Raw genomic sequence first — 13507 nt, 5'->3', positions numbered from 1 at the left:
GCCCTCGCACGCGGCGGCGCGCGGGCCCGGTGGTGCGCACGGTAGCGCACCGCGCCGCCGCCCGGCGGCGCTCGTCCCGCGCTGCTCGCCCGTCACGGTCGCGCCCCGTCCCGCGCCCGCCCGGCCCGCGGCTCAGTCCAGGACCGGCAGGCTCAGCCGCTGACCGGCCTGCAGCGCGTGCGAGGGCAGGTCGTTGAGGACGACGATCCGCGCGGCCACCTCGCGCCAGTCGGCGTCCGGGGCCCACTGGGCCGCGATCTGCGACAGCGTCTGACCGGGCAGGACCGTGACCGTGACCGGCGCCGCGGAAGCGGCGGTCACCAGGGGCGCGTGGGGGACCCGCGCGGGCGCCGGGCCGCCGTCCGTCGCGGCCCCCACCGCGGCGACGGCGGTGCAGGTCAGCAGCGTCGCCGCGGCCGTGGTCAGGGCCAGCCGGCCGCGCCGGGTCAGGCGCAGCGGGCGGCGCACCGCGCGCGGCGCGGGCGCCGGGCGCCGCGGGGCCGGGACGGGCGCGCGGTGGCAGTCGGGGCCCGTGGGCACGAGGACCAGGACGGCGGACGAGCGCGACCGGGCGCCGCGGCCCGGGCGCGGCGGGCGACCGCGGCCCGGGACCGCCGGGCTGCTCGCGCGGCGCGGGACGGTCGGGACGGGGACGAGGGCGGTGGCGCTCACGGGGGTGGCCTCCATCTCGGTCGGGCGCCTGCTCGAACAGGTGTTCGAAGCGGCCCGGCAGTTGTACCACCGGGGCACCGGTGGTGCGCAAGACCGCGGTCGAACGGTGTTCGACCCGGCGTGCGCGGCGCACGCTGCCACCCGGGTACGACACGGGGCCCGCTCCGGCGCCCGACCCGCCCCCGCGGGTTCAGGCGTAGCGGCGCGCGGCGCGCTCGCGGGCCCGCGCGGCGAGGGCCTCCCGGTCGCGCGCCGGCGCCGTGGTCACGAGCGAGCTCAGCAGCTCCTCCGTGGCCGCCGCCACGGCGTCGACGGCCCGGTCGAACGCCTCCTGGTTCCGCCGCGAGGGGCGCGTCGTCCCGGCGACCTTGCGCACGTACTGCAGCGCGGCCGCACGGGCCTCCTGCCCCGTGGCGGGCGGCTCGACGTTGTGCAACTGGTGGATGTTCCGGCACATGCCGCGGAGGGTGAGCGCGGTGACCGGTCCCGTCAAGGGGCGAGCGACGGCGACACGCTTCGAACAGGTGTTTGATCGGCGACGGACCGCGCGCTACGGTCGAGCAGCCGCCCGGTGCCGGGGCGGCGGCCGCCGGGTCCCCGGCGGTGCGCGCGGGTCAGGAGGAGCCGAGGTGGCCGACCAGGTCGAGGAGCGGGCCGGACAGCCGGTGCCGGAGGACGCGACGGCCACGGTGCACACCCTGCCCGACCGGGGGCTGGACGCCGCCGGGCTGACCCCCCGCCAGCGCGGGGTCCTCGAGGCCATCCGCGAGGCGGTGGGCCGCAACGGCTACCCGCCGAGCCTGCGCGAGATCGGCACGGCGGTCGGGCTGACCAGCCCCAGCAGCGTCGCCCACCAGGTGCGGACGCTGGAGCGGCTGGGGTACCTGCGCAAGGACCCGCGCCGGCCCCGGACGCTGGAGGTGGTCGCGCCACCGCCGGCGGAGGGCACCACCGGCCCCTGGAGCGGGGGCGGCGAGGAGCACCCGGCACCCACCTGGGTCCCCGTGGTGGGCCGCATCGCCGCCGGTGGGCCGATCCTCGCCGAGCAGCTGGTCGAGGACGTCTTCCCCCTGCCCCCGGAGATCGTGGGCGCGGGCCAGCACTTCGTGCTCCGCGTGGTCGGCGACTCGATGGTCGAGGCCGCCATCTGCGACGGCGACTGGGTCGTCGTGCGCCAGCAGCCCACCGCCGACAACGGCGACGTGGTGGCGGCGATGATCGACGGCGAGGCGACGGTCAAGGTGCTGCAGCGCAAGGACGGCCACGTCCGGCTGCTGCCGCGCAACGCCCTGTACGAGCCGATCGACGCCGACGACGCGGTCGTGCTGGGCCGCGTGACGGCCGTCCTGCGCTCGCTCTGACGCCCCGTCCCCGGCCGGTCGCGGCCAGGGGATCAGATGGCGGCGCCGACCACGCGCTCCACGGCGGCCTCCACGGCCAGGCGCGGAGTCGTCAGCACGGGCACGTGCAGGTCCCGCAGCAGCGGCGCGGCCACGACCATGCTGGCCTGGGCCAGGACGACGACGTCGACGGGCGGCTCGGCGGAGCGCACGGCGCAGCGCACCGCCTCGGCCACGCTCGTCGCGTAGGTGATGAGGTCGCCCTCCTCGAAGGCCTGCCAGGTGCCGGAGCAGTCCACCGGGACCAGCTCCACGTCCCGCCCGGCCTCCGCGGCGCACTCGCGCAGCAGGGGCAGTGCACTGGCCGCCGCCTCGGCCAGCGAGCTGACGACCGCGATGCGCCGGCCGGCCACGACAGCGGCCTCGGCCATCGGGCGGTCCACCCTCAGGACGGGGACCTCCAGCTCCAGGCCGACCTCCTCGGCCACCGGACCCACCGTCGAGCACGTGCAGACGACGACGTCGGCGCCCTCGGCGACGAGGCGGCGCAGCCGGTCGGCGACGGAGGGCCGCACGTGCTCCAGGCCGGACCGGCGGGCCGCGGTGTGCAGCCCGGAGTCGACCAGGTGGCGCGGCTCGACGCGGCGGTCCCGCTCGGCGAGGAGGTCGCTGAAGGTGCGGACGTGCGCGTCCGCGGTGTGCAGGAAGCCGACGGTGGCCACGCCGAGAGGATGCCACCCGGCGGCACCCCCGTCAGCAGGGGGTCGTGAGGATCACCCGGGTGCGCGCAGTCGTCGCAGGGCGTCCCGCGCGACCTCCGGTGAGGCCGTCCCCCAGAAGGGGGGCAGGCTGGCGCGCAGGAAGGAACCGTAGCGGGCGGTGGCCAGCCGCGGGTCCAGGACGGCCACCACACCGCGGTCGGCGGAGGCGCGCACCAGCCGCCCGGCGCCCTGCGCCAGGCGCACGGCGGCGTGGGAGACCGAGACCGACAGGAAGCCGTTGCCGCCGGCGGCGTCCACGGCCCGCGCCCGGGCGGACAGCAGCGGGTCGTCCGGCCGCGGGAACGGGATGCGGTCGACGAGGACCAGCGAGCAGGAAGGTCCGGGCACGTCGACGCCCTGCCACAGCGACAGCGTCCCGAACAGGGACGTCGCCGGGTCGTCGGCGAAGCGGCTCACCAGGCGCGGCAGCCGGTCGTCGCCCTGGCACAGGACCGGCAGGGCCGGGCCGAGGCGCTCACGCACCGCCGCGGCGGCCTCCTCCGCGGCGCGGCGGGAGGAGAACAGCCCCAGGGTGCGCCCACCGGCGGCCTCCACGAGCGCCGCGATCTCGTCGAGGACGGCGCCGTCCGCACCGGAGCGGCCCGGCGGCGGCAGGTGCCGCGCGACGTAGAGGATGCCCTGCCGCGGGTAGTCGAAGGGGCTGCCGACGTCCAGCCCGGTCCAGGGCACGGCGTCGGCGGGCCGCGGGCCGCCCCGGCGCAGCCCGAAGGAGCCCGCGACGGCGTCGAAGGCGCCCCCGAGCGCCAGCGTCGCCGACGTGGCGACGACGGTCCGCTCGGCGAAGACCTTCTCGCGCAGCAGGCCGGCCACGCCCAGCGGCGCCACGTGCAGGGCGGGCCGGGCACCGCCGCCCGGACCGCGGCCGCCACCGACCCCGCTGACCCAGGCCACGTCGTGGTCGGCGTCGTCGGCCAGGCGCGAGGCCGTGGTGAAGACCTCCTGCACGGCGGTGCGCGCCAGGTGGCGGGCCCCGCGCTGCTCGCCGTCCTCGCCCTCGCCGGCGTCCTTGAGCAGGGTCAGCGAGGCGCGGGCGGCGTCGCGCACCGAGACGACCGCTGCGGCCAGCTGCTCCGGCCAGCGGTCCAGCCGCCCCGGCGGGGCCGTCTCCAGCGCGGCGTCGAGCGCGACGCCCGCGTCGTCCAGGTCCTCGGAGACCACCCCCGCCGAGCGCCGCAGGCGGCGGCTCGCGGCCGCCACGACCGCGGCCGACAGCTCGGCCGTGGCCACGGCCGTCACCCGGTCCGCCAGCTCGTGCGCCTCGTCGACGACGAGCAGGTCGTGCTCGGGCAGGAGCTGGCCGCCCTCGAGGGCGTCGATGGCCGTCATGGCGTGGTTGGTCACCACGACGTCGACGGTGCGGGCGCGGGCGCGCACCCGCTCGGAGAAGCACTCGGCGGCCACCGGGCAGCGCTGGGCGCCCAGGCACTCGCGCGCCGACACGGACACCTGGCGCCAGGCGCGCTCGGACACGCCGGGGTCGAGCTCGTCGCGGTCGCCGGTGGTCGTGGTCGCCGCCCACTCGCGCAGGCGCACCACCTCCCGGCCCAGGCGCCCCGCCGTCGGGTCCTCGCCTCCGCCACCGGCCGCGTCGACGTCGAAGAGCGCGGCCTCCTCGACCGGGAAGCCGCCGTCGAGCTTGTTGCGGCACAGGTAGTTGGCGCGCCCCTTGAGCAGCTCCCACGTGGGCTCGCGCTCCAGGTGCGGTGCGAGGGCCTGCGCCAGCCGGGGGAGGTCCCGCTCGACGACCTGCGCCTGCAGGGCGAGCGTGGCGGTGGTGACGACCACCGCGCGGCCGGTGCGCACGGCGTGGGCCGCGGCGGGGACCAGGTAGGCCATCGACTTGCCGGTGCCCGTGCCGGCCTGCACGAGCAGGTGCCGGCGGGCGCCGACGGCGTCGGCGACGGCCCGCGCCATCCGCTCCTGCCCCTCGCGCCGCTGCCCGCCCAGGACGTCCACCACCGCCGACAGGAGCCCGACGGCCTCCTCGGGGCCCACCCCGCCGTCCTCGGCGACCCCGTCAGCCGGGTCGGCCGTCTCCGTCGCCGGGCGCGGGGAGGTCGTGGTGCTCACACCGGCCATCCTCCCCGACGGCGCCGACAGTCCCCGTCCGTCCACAGCGCGACGCGCCGCCGGAGCGCGGTCCACAGCACGAGCGCCCCCGACCGCGGCGGTCGGGGGCGCTCGTGCTCGTGCGGCGGCTCAGGCGCGGAAGCCGTCCAGCTCCGCCGCGAGCCGCGGGCGGACCCGGGCCAGCAGGCGGGTGCCCGCGCCGGTGTGCTCCTCCTGCAGCACCTGCCCGGTGGTGTGCACGCGGTGGACCAGGTCGCCCCGGTCGTAGGGCACGCACACCTCCAGCTCGACGTCCGGCACCGGCAGGGCCTGCGCCACCCGCTCACGCAGCTCCTCCGTGCCGCGGCCCGTGCGGGCCGAGACGACGACGGCGCCGCGCTCGCGGGCCAGCAGCCGCTGCAGGACCTCCGGATCGGCCAGGTCGGCCTTGTTCACCGCGACCAGCTCGGGCACGCGGTGGGCGTCGACGTCGGCCAGGACGGCCCGCACGGCGGCCAGCTGCCCCTCCGGGTCGGGGTGGGAGCCGTCGACGACGTGCAGGACGAGGTCGGCGTCGGCCACCTCCTCCAGCGTGGAGCGGAAGGCCTCGACGAGCTGGTGCGGCAGCCGGCGCACGAAGCCGACCGTGTCGGCCAGGGTGTACGGCCGGCCCTCGGGGGTCTGCGCGCGCCGCACCGTCGGGTCCAGCGTCGCGAACAGGGCGTCCTCGACGAGCACCCCGGCCCCGGTGAGCCGGTTCAGCAGCGAGGACTTGCCCGCGTTGGTGTACCCGGCGATGGCCACCGACGGGACCGCGCGGGCCGTGCGCACGGAGCGCTTGGCGTCGCGGGCGGTGCCCATGCCGCGGATCTCCCGGCGCAGCTTGGCCATCCGGGCGCGGATGCGGCGGCGGTCCAGCTCGATCTTCGTCTCACCGGGACCGCGGGAACCGATCCCCGCACCACCGGCGACGCGGCCACCGGCCTGCCGGGACATCGACTCGCCCCAGCCGCGCAGGCGCGGCAGCAGGTACTCCAGCTGCGCCAGCTCGACCTGGGCCTTGCCCTCCCGGCTCTTGGCGTGCTGGGCGAAGATGTCGAGGATCACGGCCGTCCGGTCGACGACCTTCACCTTGACGATGTCCTCCAGCCCGCGGCGCTGGGACGCCGACAGCTCCCCGTCGCACACGACGGTGTCGGCGCCGGACTCGGCGACCAGGTCGGCCAGCACCGCGGCCTTGCCCGCGCCCAGGTAGGTGGCGGGGTCGGGCGTGGAGCGGCGCTGCAGGACGCCGTCGAGGACGTCGGAGCCCGCGGTGGCGGCCAGGGCGGCCAGCTCCTGCAGGGAGACCTCGGCCTCCTCGCGGCTGGAGTCGGCCGAGGACCAGACCCCGGCGAGGACGACGCGCTCCAGGCGCAGCTGCCGGTACTCGACCTCGGTGACGTCGGCGAGCTCGGTGGACAGCCCGGCGGCGCGGCGCAGGGCGCGCCGGTCGGCGAGGTCGAGCTGCTCGCCGTCGTAGTCCGTGCGCCGGTCCGCCCGCTGGTCGGTGGGCTGGTCCGCCCGCTGGTCGGTGGGCTGGTCGTCCGGCGCCGCGGGGACGGCGTCGGCGTCCTGCTGCTCGTGCTGGTCGTGCCCGCGCAGGATGCGCGCGAGCGCGCGGTCGAGCTCCGTCTGCCCGGCGGACGGCTGCTCGGCCCCGCGCTGACGGGCGTCCGAGCGGCTCTGCTCGTCGACGGGGGCCGCGCCGGTGGGGCGGGTCGTCGTGGACGCTCGGTCGTGGGGGTGGTTCATGGACCTCCTCGGTCGTGCCGGCCGCCCGGCGCGGGTCTCGCGCTCCGACGGGACGTCCAGCGTCTCAGTGCAACGCCGCGGCTGGCGAGCGGATTCCGCCGGGCACCTACCCTGGGCCCGTGGCGGGTGGCACGACGGGCGGCGCGGGGACGAGCGCGGGCACGGACCAGGTGACGGGCTCGGGGACGGGCGAGGAGCACTACTTCACGGCGCGGCCGGCCTCCGCCGACGAGCGGCGCGAGGTCGCGGTGCGCCTGGCCGACCGCGACGTGACGGTCACGACCGCGCGCGGGGTCTTCTCCGCCGACCGCGTCGACCCGGGCACCGCGGTGCTGCTGCCGCTCGTGCCCGAGGACCCGGCCGCCACCGGTGACGTGCTGGACCTGGGCTGCGGGTGGGGGCCGGTGGCGCTGACGCTGGCGCTGCGCCAGCCGGGGCGCGCGGTGTGGGCCGTCGACGTCAACGAGCGGGCCCTGGACCTGGTGCGCCGCAACGCCGACCGGCTGGGTGTGCGGGTGCGGGTGCGGGCGGTGACGCCGGACGAGGTGCCGCCGGAGGTGTCCTTCGCCGAGGTGTGGTCCAACCCGCCGATCCGGGTCGGCAAGCCTGCGCTGCACGGGATGCTGCGGCGGTGGGGGGCGCGGCTGGCCCCGGGCGGGCAGGCGCACCTGGTGGTGCAGAAGAACCTCGGCGCGGACTCGCTGCTGCGCTGGCTCGACGAGGGCGGCGTGCCGGGGGTGAGCGCCCGCCGGACCGCGACGGCCAAGGGGTTCCGGGTGCTCACGCTGACCCGGGACTGACCGGGCGCCGCGCCGCGCCCCCGTCAGGCGGGCTGCAGCAGCGCGTCGCCGAGGACGCCGGAGGCCACGAGCACGGCCGGGCCGGTCAGCAGCACGGTGCCCTCCACCAGGGACGAGCCCTCGCCGACGGTGACGACGAGCTCGCCGCCGGGGACCTCCACCCGCCACGCGCCGGGGGCGCCGGGGCCCGCCCAGGCGCGCGTGGCCAGGGCCGCGGCGCACGCACCCGTCCCGCACGAGCGGGTCTCGCCGACGCCGCGCTCGTGCACCCGCATCCGCACCTCGCCCAGGTCGGCGACGGCGTCGCCGGTGACGTCGACCGCGGTCAGCGGGACGACCAGCTCCACGTTGGTGCCGTGCGCCGGGACGGGCCGCACCTCGGGGGCGCGGGTGAGGTCGGCGGCCTCCAGCTCGGCCGGCTCGGCGAGGGCGACGACGGTGTGCGGGTTGCCCAGGTCCACCGACAGCGCCGGGCGCGGCACGCCGCCCAGCCCGGGGACGGCGACCAGGGCGTCGGTGCCGTCGGCCAGGGCCCGCTCGCCGCCGGTCAGGCGCCAGGGGCCCATGTCGGCGGTCCAGCGGCCCGGGCCCTCGCGGCGCACGCGCTTGACGCCCGCGCGGGTGCCGACCGCGACCCAGCGCCCGTCGCCGGCGGCGGCGTCGAGGAAGCCCTCGGCGAGCAGGAACTCGGCGAAGACGCGCACGCCGTTGCCGCACATCTCGGCCACCGAGCCGTCGGCGTTGCGGTAGTCCATGAACCACTCGGCCTCGGCGGCCAGCGCCGCCCCGTCGGCGAGCGCGGCGCTGCGCACGACGCGCACCAGGCCGTCGGCGCCGACGCCCGCACGCCGGTCGCACACGCGGGCGACGTCGGCGGGGCTCGGGTCCCAGGTCCCCTCGGGGTCGGCCACGAGGACGAAGTCGTTCTCGGTGCCGTGCCCCTTGCTGAAGGCGACGCCGCGGGCGGTGGGGTCGGTGCTCACGCCGGGCAGCCTACGGCGGCCAGCCGCGCCGCCCGCTCGGCCAGCTCGGCGGCGCTCGTGCCGTCGGGCGCGTCCAGCCAGTGCACGCGCGGGTCGCGCCGGAACCACGACTCCTGCTTGCGGGCGAAGCGGCGGGTGAGGCGCGCCGTCAGCTCCAGGGCCTCCTCCAGGGTGGTGCGCCCGTCGAGCGCGTCGAGCACCTGCGCGTACCCGAGGGCCCGGGAGGCGGTGCGCCCCTCGCGCAGGCCGCGGGCGGCCAGGGCGCTCACCTCCTCCACGAGGCCGTCGGCGGCCATCCGCCGCACCCGCGCGTCGATGCGGGCGTCCAGCTGCTCGCGCGGCACGGCCAGGCCGACCTGCACGGCCGGGCGGGCGTACCGCTGCTCGGGCAGCGACGCCGCGAACGGCCGCCCGGTGATCTCCACGACCTCCAGCGCGCGCACGACGCGGCGGCCGTTGCCGGGCAGGATGCGCGCCGCGGCGTCGGGGTCACGGGCGGCGAGGACGGCGTGCAGGGCGTGCGGGCCGCGCTCGGCCAGCTCGGCCTCCCAGCGCTCGCGCACCCGCGGGTCGGTGCCGGGGAAGCTCATCTCGTCCAGCGCCGCGCGCACGTACAGGCCGGAGCCGCCGACGAGCAGCGGGCGACGCCCGCGGGCCGCGACCTCGTCGAAGGCCGCCCGGGCCAGGTGCTGGTAGCTGGCGACGTCCGCGGCCTGCGTGACGTCCAGCACGTCCAGGAGGTGGTGCGGCACCCCGCCCCGCTCGGCCGGCGCGAGCTTGGCGGTGCCGACGTCCATCCCGCGGTACAGCTGCATCGCGTCGGCGTTGACGACCTCGCCGCCCTCCGGCAGCAGCCGGGCCAGCGCGACGGCGACGTCGGACTTGCCGGAGGCGGTGGGCCCCACGACGGCCACCACGGGCGCGGTCGGCTCCTCGCTCGTCCTCGGGTGGCCCACGGCGGCATGCTGTCAGACGCTGGGACCCTGTTCGCCCGACGTGGGAGGAGCCGACTGTGGGCACGATGGACTACCTGAACCGCAAGCTGGACGAGGCCGTGGAGCGCACCGGCGAGGCCATCGGGGTGGCGCGCCGGCGGGCCGGCTCGTTCGTCGCCGACCACGAGGGGCAGGCCGGCAGCGCGATCGACCGCGCGGCGCGCTTCGTCGACCAGCGCACCGAGGGCAAGTACGCCCCGCACGTGGCGCGGGTGTCGCGGGTGGCGCGCTCGGGCGTGCGCGTGGCGGCCGGGCAGCCCGTGCGCACCGAGCACGCCGACGGCGGCACGAGCATGCGCGGCGGCCAGGCGCACGACGGCACGACGATGACCGGTCCCGCGCGCTGAGCGCGGGCAGCAGCCGAGGACGAGCACCGACCCAGGAGGTCCCGTGACCATCCCGACGACTCCCCCGCCGCCCTCGCCGGTGCCGGACCCCGGCAGCCCGGGCTCGCCGCCCGTGCCGGACCCGGGCCCGGTGCCGGACCCCGGGCCCGCGCCGGACCCGGTCACCCCGCCGGCGAAGTAGCGCGCTCCCCGGGCGGCGGGACCGCCCGGGGACGCGGTCAGCGGGTGCGCAGCGCGGGCAGGCCCAGCGAGACGGGCCGGGGGCCGGCGACCTCCGGCTCCGGCCGGGCCTGGCGCGCCTCCCAGGCGTCGCCGGCGCGGGTGCGCCGCACCGCCCAGGTGCCGCTGACGTCGGCCTCCAGGTGGTGCGGGGCCCCGCGCGTGACGGTCACCGTGGCCACGTCGCCGGGCCGCGGCGCCACCTGGCCCTGCGGGACGGCGAAGTGGACGAGCCGGTTGTCGGGCGCGCGGCCGGACAGCCGCTGCGTGGCGGCGTCCTTGCGGCCCTCGCCCTCGGACACGAGCACGTCGAGCACGCGTCCCTCCTGGGCCCGGTTCTCCCACCAGGCGATCTCCTCCTGGAGGGCCACGAGCCGCTCGTAGCGCTCCTGCACGACGGCCTTGGGCACCTGGTCGTCCATGGTGGCGGCGGGCGTGCCCGGCCGGGGGGAGTACTGGAACGTGAAGGCGCTGGCGAAGCGGGACTCGGCGACGACCTCCAGCGTCTGCTGGAAGTCCTCCTCCGTCTCGCCGGGGAAGCCGACGATGATGTCGGTGGTGATCGCTGCGTCGGGGATGCGCTCGCGCACCTCCTGCACGATGGCCGCGAAGCGCGTGCGCCGGTAGCTGCGGCGCATGGCCCGCAGGACCCGGTCCGAGCCGGACTGCAGCGGCATGTGCAGGCTCGGCATGACGGTGGGCGTCTCGGCCATCGCGTCGATGACGTCGCTGGTGAAGCTGGACGGGTGCGGGCTGGTGAAGCGCACGCGCTCCAGGCCCTCGACGGCGCCGGTGGCCCGCAGCAGCTTGCCGAAGGCCAGCTTGTCGCCGAACTCCACGCCGTAGGTGTTGACGTTCTGCCCCAGCAGCGTCACCTCCAGCACACCCTCGGCGACGAGGGCCTCGACCTCGGCGAGCACGTCGCCGGGCCGGCGGTCCTTCTCCTTGCCGCGCAGGCTGGGCACGATGCAGAAGGTGCAGGTGTTGTTGCAGCCGACGGAGACGCTCACCCACGCCGCGTAGGGCGACTCGCGGCGGGTGGGCAGCGTGGAGGGGAAGACCTCCAGCGACTCCAGGATCTCCACCTGCGCCTGCTCGTTGTGGCGGGCGCGCTCGAGCAGCACCGGCAGCGAGCCGACGTTGTGGGTGCCGAAGACGACGTCCACCCAGGGGGCCTTGCGGACGATCTCGCCGCGGTCCTTCTGCGCCAGGCAGCCGCCCACCGCGATCTGCATGCCGGGCCGGCGCGCCTTCACCGGCGCCAGGTGGCCGAGGTTGCCGTACAGCTTGTTGTCGGCGTTCTCGCGCACCGCGCACGTGTTGAAGACGACGACGTCCGGCTCGGCAGGCGCCTCACCGGGCGCCTCGTCGAAGCGGACGTAGCCGGCGTCCTCCAGCAGCCCGGACAGGCGCTCGGAGTCGTGGACGTTCATCTGGCAGCCGAAGGTGCGCACCTGGTAGGTGCGCGGCTGCTCCCCCGGCCGCGGCGCGGGAGCCGGGGTCGCGGGGCGCGGGACGGTGGGCGTGCTCATCACCTCCCAGGGTAGGTCACCGGCACCGGCCCGGGCCGACGTCACGGCCGGATCACGATGTGCCCGCCACGTGCCCGGTCCGCTGGTCACGGTGGCGGGTGTGTGTAGGTTCTGCCCGCATGAGTGACCACGCCCAGGCGGCCTCACCGGACGCCGAGCCCCCGCGGGGCACCGGCGGCCGCGAGCCGCTGGTGGTGCTGCGCGGCGTGCAGAAGCACTTCGGGCAGCTGCACGTCCTGCGCGACATCGACCTCACCGTCGCGCACGGCGAGGTCGTCGTCGTCATCGGCCCCTCCGGCTCCGGCAAGTCCACGCTGTGCCGGACGATCAACCGGCTGGAGACGATCGACTCCGGGCACATCACCGTCGACGGCCGCGAGCTGCCCCAGGAGGGCAAGGAGCTGGCCCGGCTGCGCGCCGACGTCGGCATGGTGTTCCAGTCCTTCAACCTCTTCGCGCACAAGACGGTGCGCGAGAACGTCACGCTCGGGCCGACGAAGGTCCGCGGCGTCCCCTCGGCCGACGCGGACCGGCGCGCCACCGAGCTGCTCGAGCGGGTGGGCGTGGCCAGCCAGGCCGACAAGTACCCCGCCCAGCTGTCCGGGGGTCAGCAGCAGCGCGTGGCCATCGCCCGGGCGCTGGCCATGGAGCCGAAGGTCATGCTCTTCGACGAGCCGACGTCGGCGCTGGACCCGGAGATGATCAACGAGGTCCTCGACGTGATGACCGGTCTCGCCAAGAGCGGCATGACCATGATCGTCGTCACGCACGAGATGGGTTTCGCCCGCCGCGCCGCGGACAGGGTCGTCTTCATGGCGGACGGGCGGATCCTCGAGGACGCCGAGCCCGAGGAGTTCTTCACCGCCCCCCGGCACGATCGGGCCAAGGACTTCCTCTCCAAGATCCTCACGCACTGAGGGTCCCCGGACCGCGGCACCGGGCCACCCCCGGCGCCGCCGCCGCTCCGCGGCACACCGCAGGAACGACGACACGACCAGGAGGCACCGCCCCCATGAGGAAGTTCCGCACCGCCCTGCTCGCCGGGTCCGCCGCCGCCGCGCTCGCCCTCACCGGCTGCGGCGGGGACGACGCCGCGACCGAGGGCGCGGAGGCTCCCAGCCCCTCCACCGACGTCAGCTTCGAGGCCGGCACGACGATGGCCGAGATCAGCGAGGCAGGCACCATCACGGTCGGCACCAAGTTCGACCAGCCCGGCTTCGGGCTGGCCAACCTCGAAGGCACCCCCGAGGGCTTCGACGTCGAGATCGCCACGTACATCGCGGCGCAGCTCGGCATCGGCGAGGACTCCATCGAGTGGGTCGAGGCTCCCAGCGCCCAGCGCGAGGACCTCATCGTCAACGGGACCGTCGACATGGTGGTCGCCACCTACACCATCAACGACACCCGCAAGGAGCGGATCACCTTCGCGGGCCCGTACTACGAGGCCGGCCAGCAGATCATGGTCCTGGCGGACAACACCACGATCAACGGCCCCGAGGACCTGGCGGCCAACCCGGACGTCACCATCTGCTCGGTGACCGGCTCGACTCCGGCCGAGAACATCCGCGAGTACCTGGCCTCGCCCGGGCAGCTGGTGGAGTTCGAGGTCTACGACGACTGCGTGGCGGCCATGCAGAACGGCCAGGTCCAGGCGATGACGACGGACAACGTCATCCTCACCGGCTACGTGGCCGAGAACGAGGGCGAGTTCAAGCTCGTCGGCGAGCAGTTCACCGAGGAGCCCTACGGCGTCGGCATCGCCAAGGGCGACACCGCCTTCTGCGAGTTCATCAACGAGTCGCTGCAGCAGGCCGCCGACGAGGGCTACTACGAGGAGGCCTGGATCTCCACGGCCGGTCAGTACGAGGGCACCGAGGTCCCCGCGCTGCCCGAGCCCGACCCCTGCGTCTGACCCGCACCACCCCTGGAGCGCCCCGGCGCTCCACCCCCAGCGCACGAGGGGGGACGACGGCTCCGACGACGTGGCCGCCGCC

General features: G+C 76.8%; 13 protein-coding genes. 5 read left to right on the top strand and 8 right to left on the bottom strand.

Going from position 1 to position 13507, the window contains the following annotated elements; genetic code table 11:
- Nucleotides 1–132: 132 nt before the first annotated feature.
- Both ACRYMY_RS08715 and ACRYMY_RS08710 read right to left on the bottom strand, forming a co-directional pair.
- Nucleotides 133–672 carry a LysM peptidoglycan-binding domain-containing protein gene (locus ACRYMY_RS08715; protein ID WP_432546869.1) on the bottom strand — a complete coding sequence of 180 codons (540 nt, stop codon included), beginning with the start codon at nucleotides 670–672 and terminating at the stop codon, nucleotides 133–135.
- Between the two features lie 190 nt (nucleotides 673–862).
- Nucleotides 863–1129, bottom strand: coding sequence for a DUF2277 domain-containing protein (locus tag ACRYMY_RS08710; RefSeq protein WP_432546868.1), 267 nt, complete (start codon nucleotides 1127–1129; stop codon nucleotides 863–865).
- 172 nt (nucleotides 1130–1301) lie between these two features.
- Between ACRYMY_RS08710 and lexA the strand changes: the two genes are divergently transcribed.
- Nucleotides 1302–2033 carry a transcriptional repressor LexA gene (gene lexA, locus ACRYMY_RS08705; RefSeq protein WP_432546867.1) on the top strand — a complete coding sequence of 244 codons (732 nt, stop codon included), beginning with the start codon at nucleotides 1302–1304 and terminating at the stop codon, nucleotides 2031–2033.
- Between the two features lie 32 nt (nucleotides 2034–2065).
- Here lexA and ACRYMY_RS08700 read toward each other — a convergent pair whose 3' ends face one another.
- From ACRYMY_RS08700 to hflX, 3 genes are all read right to left on the bottom strand, one after another.
- Nucleotides 2066–2734, bottom strand: a complete 669-nt coding sequence (locus ACRYMY_RS08700) for an aspartate/glutamate racemase family protein (protein WP_432546866.1) — start codon at nucleotides 2732–2734, stop codon at nucleotides 2066–2068.
- 51 nt (nucleotides 2735–2785) lie between these two features.
- Entirely contained in the window at nucleotides 2786–4873 is a 2088-nt protein-coding gene (locus ACRYMY_RS08695) for an ATP-dependent DNA helicase (RefSeq protein ID WP_432546907.1), read from the bottom strand.
- Between the two features lie 120 nt (nucleotides 4874–4993).
- On the bottom strand, nucleotides 4994–6637 hold the full coding sequence (hflX, locus tag ACRYMY_RS08690) for a GTPase HflX (RefSeq protein WP_432546865.1): 1644 nt from the start codon (nucleotides 6635–6637) through the stop codon (nucleotides 4994–4996).
- Nucleotides 6638–6807: 170 nt separating this feature from the next.
- Here hflX and ACRYMY_RS08685 point away from each other — a divergent pair, with 170 nt between their 5' ends.
- Nucleotides 6808–7437: a class I SAM-dependent methyltransferase gene (locus tag ACRYMY_RS08685; protein WP_432546906.1), complete on the top strand. Its 630-nt coding sequence runs from the start codon at nucleotides 6808–6810 to the stop codon at nucleotides 7435–7437.
- Nucleotides 7438–7460: 23 nt separating this feature from the next.
- Here ACRYMY_RS08685 and dapF read toward each other — a convergent pair whose 3' ends face one another.
- A complete protein-coding gene (gene dapF / locus ACRYMY_RS08680) occupies nucleotides 7461–8420 on the bottom strand; it encodes a diaminopimelate epimerase (protein WP_432546864.1) in 960 nt (319 codons plus the stop codon).
- The gene (gene miaA / locus ACRYMY_RS08675) at nucleotides 8417–9376 is read right to left on the bottom strand and encodes a tRNA (adenosine(37)-N6)-dimethylallyltransferase MiaA (RefSeq protein ID WP_432546863.1); all 960 of its coding nucleotides are present in this window, start codon (nucleotides 9374–9376) and stop codon (nucleotides 8417–8419) included. The genes dapF and miaA overlap by 4 nt, the downstream gene beginning before the upstream one ends.
- Before the next feature lie 65 nt (nucleotides 9377–9441).
- On the opposite strand from miaA, the gene ACRYMY_RS08670 reads away from it, so the two are divergent.
- Nucleotides 9442–9762 carry an antitoxin gene (locus tag ACRYMY_RS08670; RefSeq protein WP_432546905.1) on the top strand — a complete coding sequence of 107 codons (321 nt, stop codon included), beginning with the start codon at nucleotides 9442–9444 and terminating at the stop codon, nucleotides 9760–9762.
- Nucleotides 9763–9980: 218 nt separating this feature from the next.
- On the opposite strand, the gene miaB is transcribed toward ACRYMY_RS08670, so the two are convergent.
- Nucleotides 9981–11513, bottom strand: a complete 1533-nt coding sequence (gene miaB / locus ACRYMY_RS08665) for a tRNA (N6-isopentenyl adenosine(37)-C2)-methylthiotransferase MiaB (protein WP_432546862.1) — start codon at nucleotides 11511–11513, stop codon at nucleotides 9981–9983.
- Nucleotides 11514–11632: 119 nt separating this feature from the next.
- On the opposite strand from miaB, the gene ACRYMY_RS08660 reads away from it, so the two are divergent.
- Nucleotides 11633–12430, top strand: a complete 798-nt coding sequence (locus tag ACRYMY_RS08660; RefSeq protein WP_432546861.1) for an amino acid ABC transporter ATP-binding protein — start codon at nucleotides 11633–11635, stop codon at nucleotides 12428–12430.
- 95 nt (nucleotides 12431–12525) lie between these two features.
- The gene (locus ACRYMY_RS08655; RefSeq protein WP_432546860.1) at nucleotides 12526–13425 is read left to right on the top strand and encodes a glutamate ABC transporter substrate-binding protein; all 900 of its coding nucleotides are present in this window, start codon (nucleotides 12526–12528) and stop codon (nucleotides 13423–13425) included.
- The last annotated feature ends 82 nt before the right edge of the window (nucleotides 13426–13507 follow it).

The organism is Kineococcus haloalkalitolerans (assembly GCF_050871905.1).
Lineage (GTDB): Bacteria > Actinomycetota > Actinomycetes > Actinomycetales > Kineococcaceae > Kineococcus.
Note: the sequence above shows the minus strand (reverse complement) of the source record. Positions and strands in the feature narration are given on the sequence as shown.

Coding starts and splice junctions, on each gene's coding strand:
- ACRYMY_RS08655 (WP_432546860.1), top strand. CDS start 12,526: ATGAGGAAGTTCCGCACCGCCCTGCTCGCCGGGTCCGCCGCCGCCGCG.
- ACRYMY_RS08670 (WP_432546905.1), top strand. CDS start 9,442: ATGGACTACCTGAACCGCAAGCTGGACGAGGCCGTGGAGCGCACCGGC.
- ACRYMY_RS08710 (WP_432546868.1), bottom strand. CDS start 1,129: ATGTGCCGGAACATCCACCAGTTGCACAACGTCGAGCCGCCCGCCACG.
- hflX (WP_432546865.1), bottom strand. CDS start 6,637: ATGAACCACCCCCACGACCGAGCGTCCACGACGACCCGCCCCACCGGC.
- ACRYMY_RS08660 (WP_432546861.1), top strand. CDS start 11,633: ATGAGTGACCACGCCCAGGCGGCCTCACCGGACGCCGAGCCCCCGCGG.
- miaB (WP_432546862.1), bottom strand. CDS start 11,513: ATGAGCACGCCCACCGTCCCGCGCCCCGCGACCCCGGCTCCCGCGCCG.
- ACRYMY_RS08695 (WP_432546907.1), bottom strand. CDS start 4,873: ATGGCCGGTGTGAGCACCACGACCTCCCCGCGCCCGGCGACGGAGACG.